Source organism: Vibrio penaeicida, assembly GCF_019977755.1.
Taxonomy (GTDB): domain Bacteria; phylum Pseudomonadota; class Gammaproteobacteria; order Enterobacterales; family Vibrionaceae; genus Vibrio; species Vibrio penaeicida.
Genome location: NZ_AP025146.1, coordinates 153,946 through 174,545, shown reverse-complemented (window position 1 = coordinate 174,545; position 20,600 = coordinate 153,946). Strand labels below are relative to the sequence as shown.

Here is a 20,600-nt window from a genome sequence, read left to right as displayed (position 1 = left end):
GGTTTCTCCATTTTGATTTATCAAAGAGCCATAGTTCGGTTGATCTATAGTTCCCAAGGCGCTTTACTTATCTCTTCGATCTTTTGAAAAGTTGTATTGCCATACCTTTCTAGATATTCAGCTTTAAGGAGGGGTTTTATTTCACGAGAGGCTTCTTGAAGATGCTTGGCCAGGTCATAAATTACCTCTGCAGGTAATTCTGGTACCGGTGTCTGCTCAGAAAGAACAAACTCACCTTCAATCACTTGTTTACTTCGTACTTTTTCCACCAAGCGTTCAGACTCGTAGACTAGTTTCAATGATTTTAGGTAAAGCAAAGAGGTTTCACTCCAGCTTTGTTGGTCAGTAGACATATACAACGTTCCTGGGTTAGAAACGGCTTTGTCGTAGACAGTAGAACTTTCATCGAGTTGAGCTGTGTGGACTCGTAGATGGTTTTTGGTAAAACCTGTGAGTGACTCTAGTTCATCATGTTTGCAGTAGAGAGCAACCCATGAGAATAGGTTTGATGAGTCGTATTGGATGTTAATAAGATAAGCCTTCATAGGTTTTTTCCTCAGCTAACTAATTATCTCAACCTCTGATTGTTGGGTTAACGCGCAACAAACTAATACTTCGTTATCGTTCAACCAGGCGATTGGTTCTGTTGTGTAAGTTACACTACCCTTGCATCGGCGTTTACAAGCTCCACAGAAGCCTTCTCCGCACTGAATGTTGCTCGGGATATTTTGGTCTTGCAGGTAATCTTTTATGAGGGTATTTGGGGGGATAATTATGGCCATACTGTGCCTCCTATTAGTTTGCGGCCTCCAGTGTTGCTATGAAATGCAAACCTGATTTACTGCTTGTTAGAAGTGCTACATCATCTCGAGCAACCATCTGCTTATTGGCTTCTTCAGGTTTAGAAAATATCCCGCTCAGTTGAAAAAATTTTCCGCACACTTCCATATAAAACGGAAGCAGCTCATTTTCATCTGTAGACAGGTTTCTAATTAGAGGAAGTGATGATTGATGACGAGGGCCAAGTGCGAAAAGTCCATTGTGTTCGCCATACAACAAATAGTTGCCACTTAAACACAATTTGTTTTCGGTTTTGGAATTGTCGGTCAGTATGTTGATGTGCAGAAGTTTACCCATACTTGCAACCCAAAGGCGCATGTTGGGGTCTTCAAGTTTTAGCTCTAGTTTCTTCATTAGATTGTCCTAAACGGGTAAATACATTGGGTATACAGGCTCACCTACTGATGGGTTTGGATAAACTCCAAACTCTTCAAGTGCTGGTTCTAGCTCTTCGAGCTTAAAAGCCAGTTCTTCGGCGAGGAGCTGTTCGTTATCTGTAAGGTAGATGTATTCAATATCAAGAGGGCTTAGTTTCATTTAACTTTTCCTCTAATTTTGCGCGTTTTAGGTACACTCGTTTTTGTGAATTTTTGCCACTCCAACTAAGTTGGGTTTCAATCTCAACTGCCTTCCTTGAGTTATGTCGATGACTCTGATCGAGCATTTCCATATTTCGACGACAGTGGATGCGCTCAACTTCAAGTAAATACTCGATGTCTTTTAGAGCGATTAAGTACTGACTTTCAAGCTTTCGGTAATCTCGCTTCTTGAAATACTTTGAAGAGACAATATACGTAATGATTGAAGGTACAGCAGCGGCGGTGACGATACTTAAGCCTTTGATTATGGCTACGGTGATGGTGTGATCCATTTGGGTTTTCTCCAGATTGATAAAAGCCTTGATTGGCGGGTTAAAAATCTGATTAAAAGTGATCACTAATGAATTGCAGCCCATAGATGGACTAATTAAGGCGTATCGTAGATAGCTATTTCGGTGGGTTACGTTCACTATAGCGCAATGCAGGTTATGAATGCAAAGCGACACGATAGATTTCGTGTCGCTTGAGTTAGAAATGGCGATCATTGTTGATTATTGACCAGCAGAATTAAGCTTGCGATAGAACTCACCTGATGGTTTGCCTGTTTCCACCATAACATTGCCATGAGCTTCTGAGATCACCACAGGGACAGCGGAAAAGGCGTTTTTACGCATGAATTCGTAAATCTTCTTATTGCCATCGTTTGGTGTAAATTCGTAAGCACCAAGATTGTGGTATCGGTCTGTCATTAGGTTGTTAAACGCCGTATTGCGCTGTGATGGTGCAATACCCGCTAATCGCTCAGCTTTTTGAGTTGAGTCATCGCCAAGGAAACCAACCGCGTAATAACGAACTTGGTATTTACCTGGGTTTGTCTCAATCAGCTTATTCATGTCTTCGTAAGTCTGGTGGCAGTACGGACAATTGACGTCCACGACAACGTGGATAAGCTCACTACCATTGCCGACCGAAGCAAATGGTAAGCCTTCAAGCCCATTGACCACATCGCTAAAGTCAGGCTTAACCAAATCTGACACTAAAAGGTGATGCTGTGTACGATCGTTGATGTCTACCAATGACCCAGCCATGATGTACTCGGCGTCTTGGTTTGTGAACCCCGCTACCGTTTGACCTGCTTTCGTTACCATGTGCATAGCAATAAGATCGTATGGGCCTTCGAAGAAGGTCACTTTCGTTACAAACTCACCCACCAGGTTCATGATCTTTTCTTTCACTTCTGGTGCGGGTTCAAGTGATACGTAAGTGTGCGTCTTGGGAACTACAGGGCTGGTAAATGTGTTCGACTCAGGCTCGACAGCGGCAGCGTTTGCAAAAGCGGTACCTGATAGAGCTGCTGTCACTGTCAAAGCCAATAAAGCGGTAGTTTTTTTCATGGGTATGTTCTCCTTATTTAACCACCACTAAAAGCGAAAAGGTTTTTGGAAATAACAGCCCACAAATTTCTACCTTTGAATATTAAAAATCTTGTTCAATCTCACCTCAAGATTGTTTATTTCATCTGCAAAGTCGCCGGCGTTGCTAGGGTACGTAAGTTCCTCTAAATCCTGTTTTAACAACTTTACGGCCACGTCGATTTTGGAACGAACAGGACATTCATGTTCAGTGAAGTAAAAATGAGCCTGACGAGCGGGAATGAACTGAACTCGGCTATCTTTACAAGAAAGCTCCATGAACGCTCTTCTTACTACTGTTTTCTGATTTGGAGTTAAAGAAAGTAAGCCAGTAATTTTTTCCATACTGAGCGGCTGATCCGAACGCGAGAGGTAGCAAACCGCGTTCTTAACTGGTTCAGAACGATTAATTAGCCTATTTTCGAGCGGATTCTCTTTGTTCATACTCGCCTCACTTATTCGAACTCATGAATGCTCATATTCACCACGATGTTAAGAAGAGTAATGAATTTGTCAGGGTCGCCAGCTGCAAAATCTAAATGGGTGATGTATTTCGCCCCAATCGCTACTGATGGTGTGCGTGAGATTTGGTAATCCGCCTGCAATTGTCGATCAAACTCAAGCTGCTCTACTATCTCTTCATCGTTATCTAAGTACTCAAAGTATTCCTGTAGGTCAATTCCTGATGCAGAGAGAGCCTCTCTAATTAGACGCCCGACATTAGCCATTGTTCGAGTTTTATGAATATGTTTGTACATATTCTTTTGGAACTTGTGAAAGTTTGGTGGAGTCATATGCTCTTTGGCATATCGATAGGTACTTGCCAAAATTAGTGAGGTTTTATCGTCAGAAATGACGTGTTGAAATTCAACTCGGTAATTATCAGGTAGTGTTGTAGACCAGGACTCAATAAATTCGTGAGTAGCGAAACAAAACGGACATCGAAAATCGAAAAAGATACGGACAGTCTTTTTCTCTAATGCGTCATTGGTTATGTACTTTTCTGTGATGTCACGTTCGATCGTTTCATAAACGTTGTTACGTAACCGACCATCAGAGTCCATTCCAGACTGGAACTGGTTTGAGTCTGCATATGCCGTTGGTAAGCCAAAGGCCATTACCGCTGCGATGCTCAATAGTGAATAAAAATATTTGAATATCTTCATCTAAATCACCTTTAAATTCGATGTTGAACGTGTGAAGCAACGATCCATAACGTAAACGCCATAAATACAGTCCACACGAGTAGGTAAATTGGAGAGATTGCCCACGGCCAAAACAGCATAAAGAAGGGAATGAAGAGGCAACCAAGGAATACTTTTTTGCAGACGGTATATAAGTTGAGTGAGGCGTTCTCTTCAGAGATCTTTAACACCTCCCGTCGCATTAGCCCGTCAACGATGACTGGCAATAAATAGGGACAGCTGAGCAAGAAAGCATTGATGAATATCTTGGCTCGAAACAGGATTGTTTTGAGCAAGAGGAACAAGCTATCAAGTCGATCCTTAACTAAGTCCCAAAAGCTCGCTTGTCGAAGTCGTTCCATACCCTTATTTTCCATCTCGACATTTCGAGGTAAGAAAATGTCGTATGTCACTTCCTTAAACTTACTTTTGATGATGTACTGCTTGTACTGGCCGGTAGCCTTAGCGTAGAGCTGTTCTGTGTTCTCTTTTCCAAGCCATAGTTCAGTTTTACGGTACTCTTCAGTAACGACTTTTCTTACTTGCTCGGGATTGACAAATAGAATCACCAAAATGACTTGGAGAGCCCACAGTATCAGGTATACCCACCAGCTAGAGGTTAAATTACTCATAAACCAAACACCCACTTAGCAAGGTCTACAAACCACCTCTGAAAAGACGCGACAGTGAAGTAGACCCCATTAAAATTAATGGTTAGTAGGCAGCCAAAAAATACACCTAAAGAAAAATAAATCGTTCTTAGGGTAAAGATGGCTGTCATTATGCGTAAGAGGACTTCTAGTACCATTACAGTTCCTTCAGACGTGCATTGATTGAGGAAACGCCATTATCCCCACCCGTCTTTGCTGAGGCTTTTTCCTCCTTGCCTGAGTCCTCTTTGTCTTGCTTGGTGTACTCTTTGTAAAATTGATAACTAAGGTGATCTATTTTCTTAGTGTCTACCTGATTTTGAGAGCTCGTAACGATGGATAATTCGTAATTACGATTGGTGACAGAGGCATATTTTTCCGAAAACTTTTCAACGAAATCTGCTAGTCGGTTTTCAGGTAAGACAAGATCTTGCGTACGACCAACGCCCGTCAGTTTGCATTTAAACTCTTCTTCAATGCCTTTATTGATCATCACAAGTTTTTGCTCGATCTTTCTTGGTAGACGAGCCCACTGGTGGTACATGGAGAGTTTTGCGGGTGTGTCGATGTGCCCAACCAGACAGAGGAAGTTGATGTGGGTTAGTAAAGCATCCAATTGCTCTAGAATTCGCAGGTAGCGGAGATGGTAGTGGTTGCTGAAACAGATCTTACGGACCTCTTTCTCGCCCCCCATATTCTCGCAGAAGAACTGCTCTAAGTATTCGTCAACAATGGGTTGAGTAATGGCTAGAGTGTTATTTAGGATGTATTCGGATTGAGATAATACGCGGTCTATAAAAGCATCATAGCGGCGTACTTGAGCCCCTGCCCCTGCTCTAACTAAGCCACCAACGCCATAACCGTAGAAGTTTGCGAATCGATGATAGCGTTCATTGAGCCAAGATTTGATGTCGTTAGTGTTTACCTTTAGAGCGACACCTACTTTCATCGGAGTGTTGAACTCATCAGGAGCAAAATACTCGGCTTTTTCTGGAAGAACTGCTAATTGGTAAGCACTTGTACGAAATTGCTCTTGATTACCGCGGCCTCGGTTTTTATTGCTACGGCTGTTATTCGACTTGTTGTTCTTACGATTAGTGTTCTTCGGTTTTCGTTTATCATTGGCGGGCTTGTTGGCCGGCTTGCGATTCTGTTTACCGTTAGAGGTTGTATCTTTAACTTGCTTGTTATTTTGGGGTGCACTCTTACTGTCACCTAATTGGTTGTTATCAACCTTCGCTTGAGATTCAGACATAATCTCTAACTCCTTTTGCTGTAATGTACTCAATACAAGCGAAAAGGAGTTTTGCGATTAGGCTATCTTTCCAACCTTAATCATCTTCTGAATTAATGGTGTACAGCCTTGCTTCGGTACGATGAGGGTTAAGTTATGTTTTGCTCTGGTCATTCCCACATAGAACAGTGATTCTGCCTCCTCAATCGTATCAGTAGGTAGAGGTATGCATGACTTGTGAAGACCAGCGAGTATCACATCATCGAACTCCAACCCTTTGCTGCTATGTAAAGTCATGACTTCCACTTGCTGAGCATTTGGATTAATGGTCAAAGCAGCCATGAGAGAAATAAAATCCGTGAGCTTAAAGTCTGAACCTTCCATTAGGGTATGTAGGTGAGCAAGAGGTGAGTATGATTTACGGCGCGCGTTTACTTCAACATGGAAATGCTGATTTTTCATGATGACCGATAAAAACTCGTGAAAGGTGCAATTTGGTTGTAACTGACTTTTGGCTTTTAAGAGGAAGTAAGGTAAACCACCTAATGAACTCGCTCCGAGCTCCGAGGCCGCTGTCAAACCGTTGAATGCTGTCTTTGGATCTTCATTGGTTAAGACATTGATGACTTCATCGTTAGCACTGCGGTAAGGGTAATACAGCAATGTCCGAATCATTGATTTCGCCTTCAAGTAAGGTAGTTGGTCAACATCAAAGTCTGTTACCATCACAGCCCAGCCTAACAGCGCTTGGAATACCTGAGACTCTTTCCAGTAGTAGCCATCATTAACGATTACATTCATACCTTGGGATTCAAGCCAAAATTGATATACAAGGCTTTGCTCTTTTGTGCGAGCAAGCAAGGCTTTAGAGTTACTACGACTTGTCTCTTTCAGTTTGACGCCTTCATGAAGAATGTTCAATCGCGTATAACGGTCACTCTGACAACAAACACTATGTCTGTGCTGTTGGTAAACAGAGGCAAAATGACCAATATGAGAACCAAATCTATAGCTGCTAGTTAGCTGTTCAACCTCAAAGCCTAGTTCTGTAATGCTTTCAAATAGTTGGTTGGGATTTGCACCTCGATATTGGGTTACGCATTGATTGAAATCACCAGCCAATATGATATCGCTAGATACTGAATTTATGATCCCTTTTATCAATTCAAACTCAAGGGAAGTCAGATCTTGTATTTCATCGACCATCACTAGAGAAACCTCTGAGGTGATACGCTCAATAAATGTTGGGTATCGCTTATGAGTCTGTACAACAATGCAAAGCATTTCGCAGAACAAAATTGCGCCTTCACGCCTAACTGTTTCCATGTACGTCGGTAATACCTTATACAATTCATATCCGTAACGGTCATTTAAGCCGCAAGCCTTTGCGTTAGCAATGATGGTATCGGTATCGACTGGGATTTCATTTGTCTTGTGTATGTAGCGCTCTGTTAGCTCAACTAATTCTTGAGCCATGCGCATATTAGCTCGAACGTTATTTAGGAAAATATGCTTTTTCGCCTCAACGATGGCTTTTCGCGCTAGAAAACGGCATACCCCTTCATCAATGAGTTCTCTTACTGGCATATGTCGTGCGATTGCAATATCTCTGTAGATCGCAAGTGTAAGTGCGTAAATGCTTCGACAATCTTTCTGTGATAGCCCTGCTCTTTGTTGTGCTGCTAAAACATTTCGAACGTTATAGCTCAAAAACAAACATTTCTGTTGGTTCGACTTAGCTTGAACCGTTGCATTAACCAAATGCGTTGTTTTCCCCGAACCAGGTCCACCTAGTAGCAATTTCTTCATTTTGGTCCTCCGATATTTGATTCAGTTATCGCTCATTTTTTTTAGCCGACAAGCAAATAAGTATTTCGCTTGTAGTGCTAAGAGAAAAAAGAGGAATGTTTTATGGACACAAACTATCTCCAAAGGTGGTTTTGGATATATCTAGCGATTTTGGTTGTTGCGTACGGGATGTGGAACACGAATTCGAGTTTAGCTGACTTCTACCTAGTCAAAAGTGAAATCGACACCGAAAACAACTTTCATCAGTTCTTTGACATTGAGGTACTGACTAGCCCGGCATGGGTTGGCTTCCTTAACAGTTTGCTATCAGGCTTCTTCTTGGATCCGTCCTACATGAGCTTTGAAGTGCATGACCCGCTGTTGAAAGTGAACTACTCCCAAGGCATGGCTGAAATTCTGATTGGTCATGCGTTAGTTCCCTATCTAATCGGTTCACTAATCGGTACTGGCATGACGCTATTTATATGCGGTGGTTTTCTTGCCCTTGTATTTCACTCGTACAGTAAAAAGGTAGAAGAGCATGGCTAATGTAAGACTTGTCCATTTGACTGCAATGTTATGCGGCCTGATCAGTTTTGGAGCACTAAGTAGTCCAAGCAATGCCCCAATTGAAGATCCCAAAAAGCAACGAATGTTATCAGGCCTCAGTTCAAGTGATTGGATTGAGATGTCTCAAAAGACGGGGATCCCTATTGAAGTTCTGTATGGATTAGCACTACGAGAATCAGGGAACTATGACCGAAAAACCAAGTCTTTTACCCCTACTCCAAACGCTTTAGCCATCGGTAAGGACGTCAAAGTTGGCCAAAAGAAGCATGTCGGGCTTTTCCGTTTAAATGACAATGAGAAAGTCCAAAAGCTTGAAAGCTTAATTGACGATGGCCATACAAATCTGGGTATCGGGCTATTTCAAATATCTTATCGATACAACCGGTGGCGAGCCGATAAGCCGGTTGATTTATATGACCCAAAAATAAACTCAGAAGCTGCAGCAGGAGTCCTTTTAGACTGCAAAAAACGATTTAAGACCCTTAAAGGCACCTTGTCTTGCTATCGACGCGGAAAAGTAAACGATAAAGGTTTGTTATACAGCCAACAAGTTATGGAGCTTTCACATAAATATGGTCGAAAGTTTGCCTCATGGGTAACAGGTAAACCATCGCGATTTTCGTTCACCCCTTCCAAACGACCTGTCAAAAAGAGCACTGTCGCAATGAACTACAGGAGCCTCGATAAAGAGTTGTCTTCCTTAGATTTATTGAAGAAGCATTACCAGCAGTATGACAGCCCCGTTATGAAAGAAAAACGCACTATATCAATCATCAAAAACTAAGGAATGACTCATGAGATATCTATCCGTATTTCTACTGGCCATTGTTGGCACTATAACTGGTTGCTCAACAGGCTCTAATTCAATCGAACGGGAGCTGAATAGCTCGCTATTAACGGAGAATTTTATTCCGTATCCAAACAGTCCTTATCAGCGAGAACGCCCTGAAATCATTATGAAGGACGTATCGGCTGATAGTGATTTCGTGATCATCGAAACCACAAAACAATATGTTATTTGGAAAGGTGAAGCTAACTCTATCTCACTTGATGAGGCGAAAAGCCTTGTAGGAATACTTGAGCCTAGCACTGGAGAACTGTTTGTTGATGGGGATACAGAGCTAGTTGAAGGGAATGAATGTCGCCCGATTGTGAATGACGCAGGAAGCGTTATAGGTGAAGTGAAAGTCTGTAGCGGTACTTTTTGTAATGACGCATTTGTTGAGCGCTACAGCTGCAAATCGGACACCTGTGAGATCAAGCAGGACTTAACCTTAGAGTGTGAGAAAGATGCTGGCTCGCATCCATTCTGTGAGGGCAACGAGAAGTTATCTGAAACTTGTGAAGCGTTTCCAGAACTGATTGCTTGCTCTAAGGCATCGGTCGTGTGTGGTAATACCTTAGATAAATAGGAGTAGAAAATGGAACCAGTGATCATTCCTCGATACGTTGATGAACTGCCTCAGATTGCCTTATGGGAAATTGATGAAGCATTAATCGTGTTGTTGCTCATCTCATTTGGGATTCTTACTAAGCAGCTCATAACTATGTCGATCATCGGGTTTGGTTCGGCTTACTTATTTGGCCGATTCAAGCAGGGGCAAGCGCGCGGATTGTTGCTCCACTTTATGCACTTTTACGGGCTAATGCCATTTAAGGGATTTTGGCTCGACTTCAATTACAAGCGAGATTGGATGGTTTAGTCATACGCTCGTGAATTGATTGAAGTTCAAAGCAGCTGTCGGGAGCTGCTTTTTTTATTTGTGGTGTTTCAGTGTCTCTTTATCTGAATGTTGTTTTTATGTCTGAATTTTGAATTTCTGACGAGAATGTTGATTATTAATTGCTATAAATTCAATGACCTAAATCGTGCCTTGTATTTTTTGGGACAAAATCAACCATTTCACTCGAATACAATAGAACCCACCACAATGAGTAAAATAGTATGATTTCAAACTTGGCACTTGATCACTGCACTTTAGAGCGAAAAGAAGACCTTACCTATCTGGTTACCCCTGATAAGACGATTAATTGTGAGTTGCCAGTGCCAGCGGAGTTAGTTGACCAATTTGAAGACCGCTACCTTATGGACTCGGAAATAGCAGTTATTCAATGCATCAGAGATAGCGGCAAATACATGTCTTTCGATGAGCCATTTCAGGAAGCGCCGAACTTTTCTGTTGGGAAAATGATTGCTCTATTTGTAGCCCGATTCAATAACTGTATAACAGTCAACGAAGAAGATGGAATGACTGTTCCTATTGAATACCGATGGTCGTGCAACAGCAATGGTCATAGCCGAGTAAAGCTAGGTGGCATTTATGATTTGGTTTCTAAGTATGGAACAGCAACGGTCATGGTCATCAGTAAGCTAGAAGATGAAGACCCACTTCACCGTTCTGAGACGGTTAAGTGTTTTGTCTTGAGTGATGTGTATTTTCCAGTGTGCGGTACCGACCGCCATATTAGACAGCTATCAAAGGTCAATGTGGACAGTCGGTATTTAGTAGATAAAGGCGCGTTCAGATACTCTTAGATTGAGAATTTAGGAGAGGTGGTTGGCCTGTCGTTTTGGTCGGATTCAACTATCTCTTCAATTTCCGTGATTACTTTCGGTTGCTCAATATGGCTCGAATCTGCTGAATTAGCGTCAAGTGACAGGGCTGAAACGATGCAAGCCTTTACTGCCTGATTCAACTGATTCCTTGCCTTCTCATCTAAATCGCCACTTAAGCTGACTAAGAATTCCAATTCCTTATAGTTTATCTGCGACTTCTCACAAAACTTTCGAAGCCTCATTCCAATCAGAGTAAAGTGAGCACGATCTGTCATCGTCATTGCATTAATTAAATCTGCTTCGGCGTCGCTCATGACGTCTTGCTGACCACCTATATCAATTTTCATGACATTGTTTCTTGATCTAGCCATGCGAAGCCTCGAAGTGTTGATACATACCATCGACTACCGCAAAAATGTTTTTATTTAAGTCAGGCTCAAGCAAAATCGCATGAGGAATCATCTTCTTAATCGCAGGAGCGAAGTATGATGAACCGCCGCCAACAATGACAACCTCTCGGTCACCGCCAAGGTTCCAGACATCAGTGAGGTACTTCTTAACGTCTTCACGTAATGGGTCGAGACTTTCAACAAAATTAACCAGATCTACGTTATTACCGTTGAGCATCATTTCGCCCATTCTAAATCCGTTTAGAATGCGATCGATTCGTAGAGGAGAATGAGTAAATGTCTCAAGTGATTGTCGAGTCTTCGTCGCCATGTGGTACATACCGGCATGAGAGAATCCGTCGGACTCGTCTGGCACGAAGTTACCTGAAAAGAAGCAAGCTAACCCCAAAGTGTGGGTACCAACGTCAATCAATCCCACGTGGCGTTTAGACCAATCAATCTTTGGGCTCATAGCTTGTAATGTGTAGATGGTTGCAGCGCATTGAGGGAGTACAAGAATGTCCTGGATATCGAATTGAATCTCTTCACCAGTTAGTAGGTGTACGGTGTGTACGCCTTTGATCTTTTTGTTGTAGGCATTTTGATTGTCAGCAAATTTGGCAATAGGCAAGCCCAGGCAGGTGCTGATTTTTAATGGCTCGTCTAGGCTTGATAATGCTCGAATCTTTTCTTCTACAGAGCTTCCAAATTCATTGTTTTTATTATCAAGACACGCTGCAAGAATGCTGCTCAACACTAAAACTAGATTACCATCGGTTAAGGCAAAATCATCCGTTTGAGTGTTCAGCAGCGCTTTATGATCAACCTTTGCCCCGGCCACATCACCAGTTAGGTAGATCTTTTCTTTGTAACGAAAGGCGTGTGCTGGATGAAGCCCAAGCGTGCTACTTACAGTATCAACTTCATCAACGCATCCAACAAGGGATGGGAAGAACCCCTTTAGTTTGCCAGTCGTATATTTAGTCAATCCGCTGCCAATATCTTGAGCAATCTTCATAGTTTACTTTCCTCAGTTCTGTTGTCTTCCCCTACAAAAGCGAAAACTGTTTTTCAGCAACGATGAAGAATATTTGCTTAGATGTACCCCATTAAAAACTGGGTAAGCTCATCAAGAGTAATGTAGTAAGCCGTACCTTGATGGTGCACGTATCCATAAACTGTCCCATCTACTTGAATCACGCGACCGACAAATGCATTAGGGATTTGTCTTTCAATCAAAGCTTTCTTTACACCATTAGGCGCACTTGAATTGACCTTGTAAAACGTAGTCGCGAAATTGTCTTCAGGACGTGGTTGGCTAAGCCTCGTATTGAGGTGAACGGTTAATCCAGTGATGTGCTCTGATTTATCCACCACTTCCGGTAATGGTTTGTTATATGGGTCAGGTATCAATTCCCATGCGGTCGGGTCGTTACGTTCGCAGTAATAGGTCATTCGTGACACTTTAGGAAGACTCACCGATTGGTCCCTACGATTATGTAAGCACGTAATGAGTGGTGATGGGTATATATTGCGAGCGTACATTGTATCAGGGTACTGCGGAGCGACAGTGTGGTACTGAGTTCCACCCAACATATTGGCGTAAAAGAGATTGTAATGATTGCTGTAACGAACCGGAGAGACTTTTTCTAACCCAAGTAACGCGTATTGAAGAAAGTCATGGGAGACTGCGGTATCAAAGTAATTAAAGTGCAGCACTCGTGCAGGGTCACTGTCATACAGATACTTAGGGTTCGTGCTGACAACATAGGTAAAGTTGTCACTGCCAAGACGAACAGGTGAAAACCCAGTTTTACTGAACGACTTATAGTTGATTGCTGCGTTTGGGCTTAGCTGTTCAAGGTATCGCTTTGCTAGTTGTTTCTTGTCAGAATCACTCACGCGGCTGTCTTCAAAGAACGCTTTGATCTGCGAAAACTCATCAAGTCCATTCACCAGTTTAAAATCCGCATATACTGGGCCGAAAGTAATATTGTCTAATGTTGGTTCATTAAACTGACCAGTTACCACGGGGATATACTTTTTGAGCGACTGAAACAGGGCTTCACAAGTCGAATTGGATGCAGGAAGATTCAGTCCTGAACGCTTTTTATCAGCTGGTGGAAAGCCTGCAAAGCATTCGTTCGCATGGTAATCAATTAAGGCATTTTGACCCTCAAATTTCATTTCTAAGGCTTTCAGATAGAGAAGTAGAGTCCGATCATCAAAAGAATTCGCGTCGAATCTGCTGTTTGGTCCAGACGAATCCGCAACTTTAAGCTCATCGGCAATGCTAAGGCGTGAGCCGTAATTGGCGAAAGGCTTATAGTTCGGCGACCTTTCCCAGTTGATTGGCGGCCTGAAATCATAGAAGTCCACATACCAATGCATAATTTGGACTGAAAAGAGATTTCGAATATCACTGTGAATTTCTGATGTGGCCAATGGCCAGTAATGATTCGGGTTTCGCCCTAGCTTTTTCATGCTCAATGGCATGATGACGTTAGGGTTAATTGTTGTCGTTACAGTCTCGTATGTGCCAGTACCATTTTTACGATACACAGACGGGTCAAAATTCTCTGAATAATAGAACTCTTCTGCGTTGTTTCCATAGTCAATTAATCCGCTGCTAGCACATCCAATCAAAAGCGTAATCGCTCCAAAAATTAAAAATCGTTTCATTTACGGTTCCCTCCATTTAGGTAAACAAAACTTACCCCAAGATTTTTAGCCGACAACTTTGCCTCAATTTATCGTTGCTCAACAACGCAAAAACGTTCGCTTTTTTAGGTACTGAACTAAAAAGGACCTGGATATGCGATGTCTGATCCCATTTATTGTAATGCTTCCACTTGGATTGCAGTTGGCTCACTCACAAGAAACGGTGAAAAGAGATGGCCGGCCTGAGCCAATTGAAGTGCATGGCGAGTCTAACTTAGGCTGGCATTTCTACAATGAGTACCCTGATGAAGTAGAAGAGCCCGAAAAGGAATCGGAGGAGCCGACTGCTTCCCTGCCCTCAACATCTTCATCAAGCACTCAAAGCGAGGAAGAATTACCAGAGTTGTTTTCTACGGCGTGGTTCTCCGCAAACTATGAGCGCATTGAAAAAGCAGCCATCGATAACCCTACCAAAGAAAATATCCGAGCTCTGCTTGTGACCGAACGAATGATGCTCGATAAGTCAGAAACATTCGCGCGCACAAAAGTTCGAATTGCCGCTAACGATCCCATTCTTCAAGACAATATGCGTATCCCAATGAATGGTTACGGTAAGAGCTTGATGTTTAAGTACAAGAAGAAGAACTACCAATTAGCTCTGAAAGAGCTTACCAAGAAGGCTGGGATATTTTACTTCTATGACGGGAAATGCATTTTCTGTCATCAAATGATTAAGGCCCTGAACCTATTAAAGAAACGTCACGGGTGGGAAATCAGGGTTATCGCAAGGAACATCAATGGCAATCGAATTGTTGATCTCGACCCTTCAATTCCGGTGGTGCGTGATGTTTACCACTCAAAAAACTATCAAATCAAGCATTGGCCTACCTTGTCAATGGTCGTCCCTGAAGGCAATCAGCACTACATCATAACTCAAGGTGTCATGGCCCTCTCTACGCTCGAAAGAACTTTGGTAACCGTCTCTTTAGAGCAGAAAGTTTTAGATGATGAGTGGTTCTACAAGATCTTCCCGCAGGAACGAGGCCTCGTGTCTCAAGCTCAGTTCGAACATCTACCGAAAGACATTTCAGACAACCCGATCAAGCTCATTAACCATGCTATGGATGCCATTGCGAATCCGGCTGGAACCATGGGATACACAATAGATTCAGAGGATGAAAATCATGAAGAGTAAACCAATACGCTTTGGTGCGCTTTCATGCGCATTGGCTTTTTGCCTCCAAACAAATTCAGCTCAAGCAGCCGTAGCTAACGATTTAGACAACATTCTTAGTGCCGTAGGTAGCGTTCATTTTACGTCGCCTGCCTCAGTTACCCCTAACTCTTTGTTAGATCCCCTTAGGCCTGGCGCTGATCTCGGCCGAGTGCGGGTAAGAATTCCACACTTTACGCTGACGCCGATTAGCTTTACACCTCCTAGCGTTGATTCAAGTTGTTCATCGTTAGACATCATCGGCGGTACTTTTTCAATGATGTCTCTAGACGATTTAATTCAAGTATTGAGAAACATCACATCAGGAACATTGACTTACGCACTAGGTCAGTCGATTCGAGCTCTGTGCCCACCTTGCTGGTCGGGTATTCAAGAGGTTAAAAATCAGATAGATGAATTGGCATCCAAAGTCGCCAATAGCTGTGCAATTGCGCAAGACCTTGGTGGCAAGCTAACCGATCAGTTCAAAGATGCCCGATGTAACGTGCTGGGTAATCTAGGCGTCTCAGAAGACATATCTGAGTGTGAGTACAACGAGCAAAATGACAGCCAGGAAGCGCTAAACAATGCGGCGGACGCCGATGACCATACTAACGTGCCAATGATTGGTAATTTAGTGTATGAAGTGCTCGAGATTTTTGGCAACGAAAGAAAGATTCCTTTTGTTCAAGACATGCTCGGTGCTCCAACCATGACTGACCGCGAGTTTGTAATGAACCTGATCGGCACTAAGATCATCACGCCCGAGAAAACTGAATTTCTTGGTCCAATCTTGTTACCTGAAATGTTCAGTTCACTTGTTTACGGTGTTGACCCTATCGATACTTCTACAAACAAAGCATGGACCTGTCAGGGGTCGCGTACAGCCGATGATGGCACGACGTTTAATTGTATTAACCCAACTGAGATAACCAATGCCGGTTCGATAACCCCTCTTGGTAAGGTCGTTAAGGATCTAGTGCTTGATGATACTAATTCAATTTACAACCGACTTATCGATGCGAACACTACCGGTAACTACAATAGCGCGGGTATGAGCAACGCTCAGGTTAAGTTGATGAATTTTATCGATGTCAACGTTGCCAGCGCGATGCTGTTCGCCCCAAACCCTAATTCTACGGCTACCAAACATATGTTTAAAAATATCGCTGATGTTGTCCGTTACGATGTGGGACACCAATTCTATCTAGCTACTTACAACCGTATTTCTGAAATTCCTGTTGAACTAAGTCGTAGCTTCGATGACTCCGACGTTCAAATGGATTTAAAAAGCACGATGGTAAAACTGCTCGAGTTATCGAAAGATAGCGCTAAACGCCGCGATGATGCCATGACCAAGCTCTTGGAGTCGGATATTTATAAAGAGACTCTCTTAAAATACAACACAAGCCGTGAGCTTAGTGAAGCGAACTTCTAAGGGGCGACGGTTATGGATTATATTATTTATATTTATGGTGACATGCAGATTTTTGCCGATATGTTTGCGGCATTGTCGGCACTCTTCAATCCTATTTCTGGAACGACAAATGCCTTCATAGATGAATCTGGTGTTGAGCGTGGTGTGGGTACCGCTGTCGCGCTTGCTTCTATCTTTGCTTTGATGACCAATGTCGTGTCGTACATGTCCGTTGGTAAATTTGAGCCTCATAAAGCCACATACGGTCTAGCTGTGTATCTGGTACTTTGGATTCCAACGGTCGAAACTGTGTATGTAGCTGATCTGGCCACCAGCGCCCCCTCATCATCATGGGTTGCCATTGATGATGTGCCTTTGGGGGTAGCAACCATAGGTCATGCCCTGTCAAACATCAGTCGAACGCTTAACGCTTCATTGCAAAATGATCTTTCTTCAGGAACGGTTGGAGGCGTTGCATTTTCATCGGTTGCATTAAAGGGGCACTCAGGTCTAACTAATACGGGTTTTCTAAGTCCGTTATTGGCCATCCTCTCTTTGCGAGAAATTGGGTATGTCCGTGATCGTCGAATCGATACAAATATGTACTTTTATGCAAAGTATTGTATTGGTCGATCAAGAGGAATTTCGGGTTATCCGGGGATCAATTGGCGTGAGATGTACACCACAACAGATCCTTTAGACTACCTCTTTGACACAAGTAAGGTCGCTAACCTTGCCGCAAAAAGAGTCGACAACAATGACAATGTCACCATTATGAATTGCCATGATTTAGCCGATGAGCTTAATGGCGATTCGACCTTAGTAGGCTCTGTTCGTAATTATGTGCAAAGTGGACCGGCGCTTAACACTGCTAAATTCGCAGGCTTAATTAAAAATAGTAACCAGTCTCTATTGGATGGCTCAACAGTAACTAACTCTGGCAATGTCGGTAACGTATTTAACGATGAACTAGACAAGGTTGTTGGAACATTGGGCTTCGCTCAGGAGCTTCAAATTCAGAACTGGCTGAAAGTAAGAGCGTCTATGCTTGAGCACGCCTCTTCTTTGTCTGACACCACCTTAAACTCATATAGCATGGTGATGTCCCAGAATATCGAAACCGCGAGAATGGAAGCTGCAGTCAAGGGCGAAAACTTCCTTAAATGGTCATTTTCTGCAATGACGGGCTTAATGTTCGTATTCTACGCACTGTTTCCTCTAATCGGTGTCGTCATGGTTGCGAAAGGGGCCAAAGGCATTGAGTTTTTGGGAAGTTACATACTATTTGGGCTATGGATTTATTCGTGGCAAACAATCTCAATAATCATCAACTATTGGTCGACTTCAAATTACGTTCACTATTTGAATCTGATTCAGAACTACTCTGGACTTAGCTTGGACAAGGTAGAACTGTACGTTGCTGCCGCTCAGGATGCAGTAACGGTCGGTTCTAACCTTATGGCAAGCGTACCTCTAATCACTTATGCGGTACTGACAGGCTCAATGTTTGCGATGACGCAGCTTTCTTCTGTAGCGACACCAAAAGGTGACGTTGGTAGAAGCGTGGATAACCAGGTACCACAAATTGGTTCAAACGCTCCTAACGTTGAAATGAAGAGTCAGCTTTCTCAAACAGTTGGTGGTATTGCTCATGGCACACCAAATTCGGCGCTACCTGCGCTTCAAGGATTTGGCATTCAAGGCGTGGTCAGTAGCGCGAACGGTGTGAGTTCACAATACAACGGCATGCAGACTGCAAGTAAAGAAGTTGGGTCTGCAATACAAAAACTTTCAAATTACATGCAGTCAAATGCCTACAGCGAGAACAGCAATGGATTAAGAAGTGTTATGTCTTCTGATGGCAGTACAATTAGTAAGTCGTTCGCTTCTCAAGTAGCTTCAAGTTTAGGTATGAATCTTTCTGAGAATGATACTGCAGATTTTGCAAGGTTAATCGGGGCTAAATTAGACCCTAAGCCGGGAACTATGGCTCAAACTCAATCAGAAATGGATGCATTCTTAAAACAACATGGGGCAAACACTACAGATAGCGCTTCGGTTGACTCTGCAGTACTTAACCAAGTCGCCACTCAAAGTTCTAATTTAATTAGTAACGGTCAAATGAGTGATGAAACTGAACAATCCCTTGTGTCTGAAGCTAACTCGGCATCTACGGCGTACAAAGAAGCCGAGCAGTACCAAAAAACAGAAAGTGCTCAACAGGCACACAACCAATCGTTGGCATATAGCCGCGGAGGTACTGGTGAAAACATGTGGCAGCAATTTGTCGCATCGATGCCGCAACACACAGGCAGTGCACATGACTTTGCGGCCTATCGTAACCAACTGATACAAAGTGCTGCTAATGAAATTGGGGTTAACCCGTCTCAAATTAGTGGGTTAATTGACCGAGCTTCTGAGAACGCCAAGTCTTATGCTCAAGCAAACAACCAGGCGATTGGTACCTCAACCGGTGTCAGTGAGTTTATTGCTTCAATGAAAACTATTGGTGAAACGATGAATAGCCTAGTTAACAACCCTATCGCTGGGTTGGATTCGAATGTAGCTCAAGAAGTGATGAGAAACGCATACAACAACATGGTATCTGATGTGTACGGGACACCTCAAGACAGTGCAAATCCACTTAAATATACTGATGGCAACGGAAATCAACAATTTAAGAGTGGCAAGGACGTTATTGATGGTGTTAATAGCGGCATGACAACATTTACAGCCCCTGCCAATGATTCCAGTGCGGCTACGACTCAGCGAGAATTAAAAAAACCTTGGTCTAATTCTCAACAAATTTCTGACGTCGGTGACTATGCCAATGCCCTAATTAGTCGATTTACGGGTGATAGCGGCAGGACACTTCCAACACCTACTGATGGAAAAGGGGTGAATCAGCTACTTGACCAAACACGCACAGCCCTTCTGGAAAATTTAGTAGGTAGAGGCTCCGGTATTATAGAAGAGCTAAAGTCAGGCAATATGTCTGAACAGCAACGTGCGCTTAAACAGTCTGAACTAATGGGCATTCATCAAACGGCTCAGCGTCTTGGCTCAATAGATCCTTCAGCTTCTAACTCACAGGAAGCATTAGACAAATTGAAAATGATGGATAAGTTTAGTCAAAATGCTTCCGACAGCAGCAAAGTAGCTGGAGAAGCTTACAATACCCAAGGTGCAGTTCGAGATCATCAAGAGCATGTAGATGCCAACACCAACCATTCAGGCTTAGCTTGGGATGCTATTTGGGGTAAGACCGGTTTTGATTTTACTAGCGCAAATGAAGCCCGTGGCGTGTATGAGCTTTTTGACTCAAATCCGCAGCTTGCAGATCAATTAGTTGTTCAGTCTCTTAATAAGGGACACGAACTTCGACGTCCGGCAGGGCAATCAAAAGAGAATTGGGCTAATGAAAGGAATAGCGGGCTTGAACGTTATCAGGAGTTAAAAGCTCAAGTAGGTGGTGAAAAAGCCTTTATGCAAACGATGTATGAAGTTGGTGGTGCTGGTGGTGGTGCCGGCTACTTTGCAATTGGCGCATCTGCAGCAGGTAATGTTGTTGGGGCCGGAATTGATACTTTCGGTGGCCGAAACCTGAAAGGAGCAGGTGACATTGCTAGAACTGCAGGTACAGCTGCTGGTGTAACTGCAATGGCCGGCAACATGGTTAATGTTAGTGGCAAACATGGTGGAGAGAATTTAGCTGTTGAAATGATGGCTAATGAATTAACCCAACAGTTGCAAGCCGGTAACACTAAGCAAGTATTGGCGATGCTTGGAGAGGAAAAAGTCGGTGAGTATAAAACTGGTTATTTCTCTCATAGGGAAGGAGATTACCTTGGCAAACCAGACAATAGTCTAGTAAGCCAGGACAAATCTGGTAACTTTATAGTTGATAAAAACCAGCTTTCTCAATTGTACAAGGACTCTGGCGATCAGTTGTACGGCCAACACGTCCGTTTCTTGAATCACTTAGAATCTAAATAATTGGCTGAAAAACACCATTTCGATAGAAATATGAATTTCTGTTGGAATGGTGTTTTTGTATGTGTTTGATTTTTAAGCTACTCTAAAATACTTGGGACAAAATTCAAATTTCCGCTGAATAACTACATATCAGGTAAATATCCAGTGAGA

The 20,600-nt window shown here is 42.9% G+C and carries 22 protein-coding genes; 8 read left to right on the top strand and 14 right to left on the bottom strand.

Annotated elements, in window-relative coordinates:
• Positions 1–44 precede the first annotated feature (44 nt).
• From LDO37_RS29660 to LDO37_RS29610, 11 genes are all read right to left on the bottom strand, one after another.
• Entirely contained in the window at positions 45–545 is a 501-nt protein-coding gene (locus tag LDO37_RS29660; protein ID WP_126607394.1) for a hypothetical protein, read from the bottom strand.
• A 15-nt stretch (positions 546–560) separates the two neighbouring features.
• Positions 561–782 carry a 2Fe-2S iron-sulfur cluster-binding protein gene (locus LDO37_RS29655; protein WP_126607395.1) on the bottom strand — a complete coding sequence of 74 codons (222 nt, stop codon included), beginning with the start codon at positions 780–782 and terminating at the stop codon, positions 561–563.
• Between the two features lie 13 nt (positions 783–795).
• On the bottom strand, positions 796–1,194 hold the full coding sequence (locus LDO37_RS29650) for a hypothetical protein (RefSeq protein ID WP_126607396.1): 399 nt from the start codon (positions 1,192–1,194) through the stop codon (positions 796–798).
• Positions 1,195–1,203: 9 nt separating this feature from the next.
• Complete coding sequence (locus LDO37_RS29645; RefSeq protein ID WP_172622618.1) at positions 1,204–1,377, bottom strand: hypothetical protein; 174 nt, start codon at positions 1,375–1,377, stop codon at positions 1,204–1,206.
• Entirely contained in the window at positions 1,358–1,711 is a 354-nt protein-coding gene (locus LDO37_RS29640) for a hypothetical protein (RefSeq protein ID WP_126607397.1), read from the bottom strand. Before LDO37_RS29640 ends, LDO37_RS29645 begins: the two co-directional genes overlap by 20 nt.
• Positions 1,712–1,930: 219 nt before the next feature.
• Positions 1,931–2,773 (bottom strand): thioredoxin domain-containing protein, encoded by an 843-nt coding sequence (locus LDO37_RS29635; RefSeq protein ID WP_126607398.1) that lies wholly within the window; start codon positions 2,771–2,773, stop codon positions 1,931–1,933.
• Between the two features lie 69 nt (positions 2,774–2,842).
• Positions 2,843–3,235: a hypothetical protein gene (locus LDO37_RS29630; protein WP_126607399.1), complete on the bottom strand. Its 393-nt coding sequence runs from the start codon at positions 3,233–3,235 to the stop codon at positions 2,843–2,845.
• An 11-nt stretch (positions 3,236–3,246) separates the two neighbouring features.
• Positions 3,247–3,957 carry a DsbA family protein gene (locus tag LDO37_RS29625; RefSeq protein ID WP_126607400.1) on the bottom strand — a complete coding sequence of 237 codons (711 nt, stop codon included), beginning with the start codon at positions 3,955–3,957 and terminating at the stop codon, positions 3,247–3,249.
• A gap of 11 nt (positions 3,958–3,968) precedes the next feature.
• Positions 3,969–4,607, bottom strand: coding sequence for a DUF4400 domain-containing protein (locus LDO37_RS29620; RefSeq protein ID WP_126607401.1), 639 nt, complete (start codon positions 4,605–4,607; stop codon positions 3,969–3,971).
• A gap of 175 nt (positions 4,608–4,782) precedes the next feature.
• Complete coding sequence (locus LDO37_RS29615) at positions 4,783–5,880, bottom strand: hypothetical protein (RefSeq protein ID WP_126607402.1); 1,098 nt, start codon at positions 5,878–5,880, stop codon at positions 4,783–4,785.
• Positions 5,881–5,937: 57 nt separating this feature from the next.
• Positions 5,938–7,668 carry a 3'-5' exonuclease gene (locus LDO37_RS29610; RefSeq protein ID WP_126607403.1) on the bottom strand — a complete coding sequence of 577 codons (1,731 nt, stop codon included), beginning with the start codon at positions 7,666–7,668 and terminating at the stop codon, positions 5,938–5,940.
• A gap of 102 nt (positions 7,669–7,770) precedes the next feature.
• On the opposite strand from LDO37_RS29610, the gene LDO37_RS29605 reads away from it, so the two are divergent.
• The 5 genes from LDO37_RS29605 to LDO37_RS29585 all read left to right on the top strand — a co-directional run bounded on the left by LDO37_RS29605 (position 7,771) and on the right by LDO37_RS29585 (position 10,753).
• Positions 7,771–8,196, top strand: coding sequence for a hypothetical protein (locus LDO37_RS29605; RefSeq protein WP_126607404.1), 426 nt, complete (start codon positions 7,771–7,773; stop codon positions 8,194–8,196).
• The gene (locus LDO37_RS29600) at positions 8,189–9,001 is read left to right on the top strand and encodes a transglycosylase SLT domain-containing protein (RefSeq protein ID WP_126607406.1); all 813 of its coding nucleotides are present in this window, start codon (positions 8,189–8,191) and stop codon (positions 8,999–9,001) included. Before LDO37_RS29605 ends, LDO37_RS29600 begins: the two co-directional genes overlap by 8 nt.
• Positions 9,002–9,011: 10 nt before the next feature.
• Positions 9,012–9,629 carry a hypothetical protein gene (locus tag LDO37_RS29595; protein ID WP_126607407.1) on the top strand — a complete coding sequence of 206 codons (618 nt, stop codon included), beginning with the start codon at positions 9,012–9,014 and terminating at the stop codon, positions 9,627–9,629.
• Between the two features lie 9 nt (positions 9,630–9,638).
• Positions 9,639–9,920 (top strand): type IV conjugative transfer system protein TraL, encoded by a 282-nt coding sequence (traL, locus tag LDO37_RS29590; protein ID WP_022614994.1) that lies wholly within the window; start codon positions 9,639–9,641, stop codon positions 9,918–9,920.
• 242 nt (positions 9,921–10,162) lie between these two features.
• Positions 10,163–10,753 (top strand): hypothetical protein, encoded by a 591-nt coding sequence (locus tag LDO37_RS29585; RefSeq protein ID WP_126607408.1) that lies wholly within the window; start codon positions 10,163–10,165, stop codon positions 10,751–10,753.
• Here the strand turns inward: LDO37_RS29585 and LDO37_RS29580 are convergent.
• The 3 genes from LDO37_RS29580 to LDO37_RS29570 form a co-directional block, all read right to left on the bottom strand.
• Positions 10,750–11,121 carry a hypothetical protein gene (locus LDO37_RS29580; protein ID WP_126607410.1) on the bottom strand — a complete coding sequence of 124 codons (372 nt, stop codon included), beginning with the start codon at positions 11,119–11,121 and terminating at the stop codon, positions 10,750–10,752. The two genes, LDO37_RS29585 and LDO37_RS29580, sit on opposite strands and share 4 nt — an antisense overlap.
• A gap of 16 nt (positions 11,122–11,137) precedes the next feature.
• On the bottom strand, positions 11,138–12,181 hold the full coding sequence (locus tag LDO37_RS29575; RefSeq protein WP_126607412.1) for a ParM/StbA family protein: 1,044 nt from the start codon (positions 12,179–12,181) through the stop codon (positions 11,138–11,140).
• Between the two features lie 77 nt (positions 12,182–12,258).
• On the bottom strand, positions 12,259–13,845 hold the full coding sequence (locus LDO37_RS29570) for a hypothetical protein (RefSeq protein WP_126607413.1): 1,587 nt from the start codon (positions 13,843–13,845) through the stop codon (positions 12,259–12,261).
• Positions 13,846–13,978: 133 nt separating this feature from the next.
• Between LDO37_RS29570 and traF the strand changes: the two genes are divergently transcribed.
• The 3 genes from traF to LDO37_RS29555 are packed head-to-tail and all read left to right on the top strand — an operon-like array spanning position 13,979 to position 20,450.
• Entirely contained in the window at positions 13,979–15,019 is a 1,041-nt protein-coding gene (gene traF, locus LDO37_RS29565) for a conjugal transfer protein TraF (RefSeq protein WP_126607415.1), read from the top strand.
• Positions 15,009–16,475, top strand: a complete 1,467-nt coding sequence (locus LDO37_RS29560; RefSeq protein WP_185829774.1) for a conjugal transfer protein TraH — start codon at positions 15,009–15,011, stop codon at positions 16,473–16,475. The genes traF and LDO37_RS29560 overlap by 11 nt, the downstream gene beginning before the upstream one ends.
• A 12-nt stretch (positions 16,476–16,487) precedes the next feature.
• Positions 16,488–20,450, top strand: a complete 3,963-nt coding sequence (locus tag LDO37_RS29555) for a conjugal transfer protein TraG N-terminal domain-containing protein (protein WP_126607417.1) — start codon at positions 16,488–16,490, stop codon at positions 20,448–20,450.
• The last annotated feature ends 150 nt before the right edge of the window (positions 20,451–20,600 follow it).

Bases quoted from the DNA above. Each gene is read 5' to 3' on its own strand.
- LDO37_RS29660 (WP_126607394.1), bottom strand. From the start codon at position 545: ATGAAGGCTTATCTTATTAACATCCAATACGACTCATCAAACCTATTC.
- traL (WP_022614994.1), top strand. From the start codon at position 9,639: ATGGAACCAGTGATCATTCCTCGATACGTTGATGAACTGCCTCAGATT.
- LDO37_RS29605 (WP_126607404.1), top strand. From the start codon at position 7,771: ATGGACACAAACTATCTCCAAAGGTGGTTTTGGATATATCTAGCGATT.
- LDO37_RS29625 (WP_126607400.1), bottom strand. From the start codon at position 3,957: ATGAAGATATTCAAATATTTTTATTCACTATTGAGCATCGCAGCGGTA.
- LDO37_RS29650 (WP_126607396.1), bottom strand. From the start codon at position 1,194: ATGAAGAAACTAGAGCTAAAACTTGAAGACCCCAACATGCGCCTTTGG.
- LDO37_RS29575 (WP_126607412.1), bottom strand. From the start codon at position 12,181: ATGAAGATTGCTCAAGATATTGGCAGCGGATTGACTAAATATACGACT.
- LDO37_RS29580 (WP_126607410.1), bottom strand. From the start codon at position 11,121: ATGAAAATTGATATAGGTGGTCAGCAAGACGTCATGAGCGACGCCGAA.
- LDO37_RS29640 (WP_126607397.1), bottom strand. From the start codon at position 1,711: ATGGATCACACCATCACCGTAGCCATAATCAAAGGCTTAAGTATCGTC.
- LDO37_RS29620 (WP_126607401.1), bottom strand. From the start codon at position 4,607: ATGAGTAATTTAACCTCTAGCTGGTGGGTATACCTGATACTGTGGGCT.
- LDO37_RS29595 (WP_126607407.1), top strand. From the start codon at position 9,012: ATGAGATATCTATCCGTATTTCTACTGGCCATTGTTGGCACTATAACT.
- LDO37_RS29615 (WP_126607402.1), bottom strand. From the start codon at position 5,880: ATGTCTGAATCTCAAGCGAAGGTTGATAACAACCAATTAGGTGACAGT.
- traF (WP_126607415.1), top strand. From the start codon at position 13,979: ATGCGATGTCTGATCCCATTTATTGTAATGCTTCCACTTGGATTGCAG.
- LDO37_RS29600 (WP_126607406.1), top strand. From the start codon at position 8,189: ATGGCTAATGTAAGACTTGTCCATTTGACTGCAATGTTATGCGGCCTG.
- LDO37_RS29560 (WP_185829774.1), top strand. From the start codon at position 15,009: ATGAAGAGTAAACCAATACGCTTTGGTGCGCTTTCATGCGCATTGGCT.
- LDO37_RS29645 (WP_172622618.1), bottom strand. From the start codon at position 1,377: ATGAAACTAAGCCCTCTTGATATTGAATACATCTACCTTACAGATAAC.
- LDO37_RS29570 (WP_126607413.1), bottom strand. From the start codon at position 13,845: ATGAAACGATTTTTAATTTTTGGAGCGATTACGCTTTTGATTGGATGT.
- LDO37_RS29555 (WP_126607417.1), top strand. From the start codon at position 16,488: ATGGATTATATTATTTATATTTATGGTGACATGCAGATTTTTGCCGAT.
- LDO37_RS29610 (WP_126607403.1), bottom strand. From the start codon at position 7,668: ATGAAGAAATTGCTACTAGGTGGACCTGGTTCGGGGAAAACAACGCAT.
- LDO37_RS29630 (WP_126607399.1), bottom strand. From the start codon at position 3,235: ATGAACAAAGAGAATCCGCTCGAAAATAGGCTAATTAATCGTTCTGAA.
- LDO37_RS29585 (WP_126607408.1), top strand. From the start codon at position 10,163: ATGATTTCAAACTTGGCACTTGATCACTGCACTTTAGAGCGAAAAGAA.
- LDO37_RS29655 (WP_126607395.1), bottom strand. From the start codon at position 782: ATGGCCATAATTATCCCCCCAAATACCCTCATAAAAGATTACCTGCAA.
- LDO37_RS29635 (WP_126607398.1), bottom strand. From the start codon at position 2,773: ATGAAAAAAACTACCGCTTTATTGGCTTTGACAGTGACAGCAGCTCTA.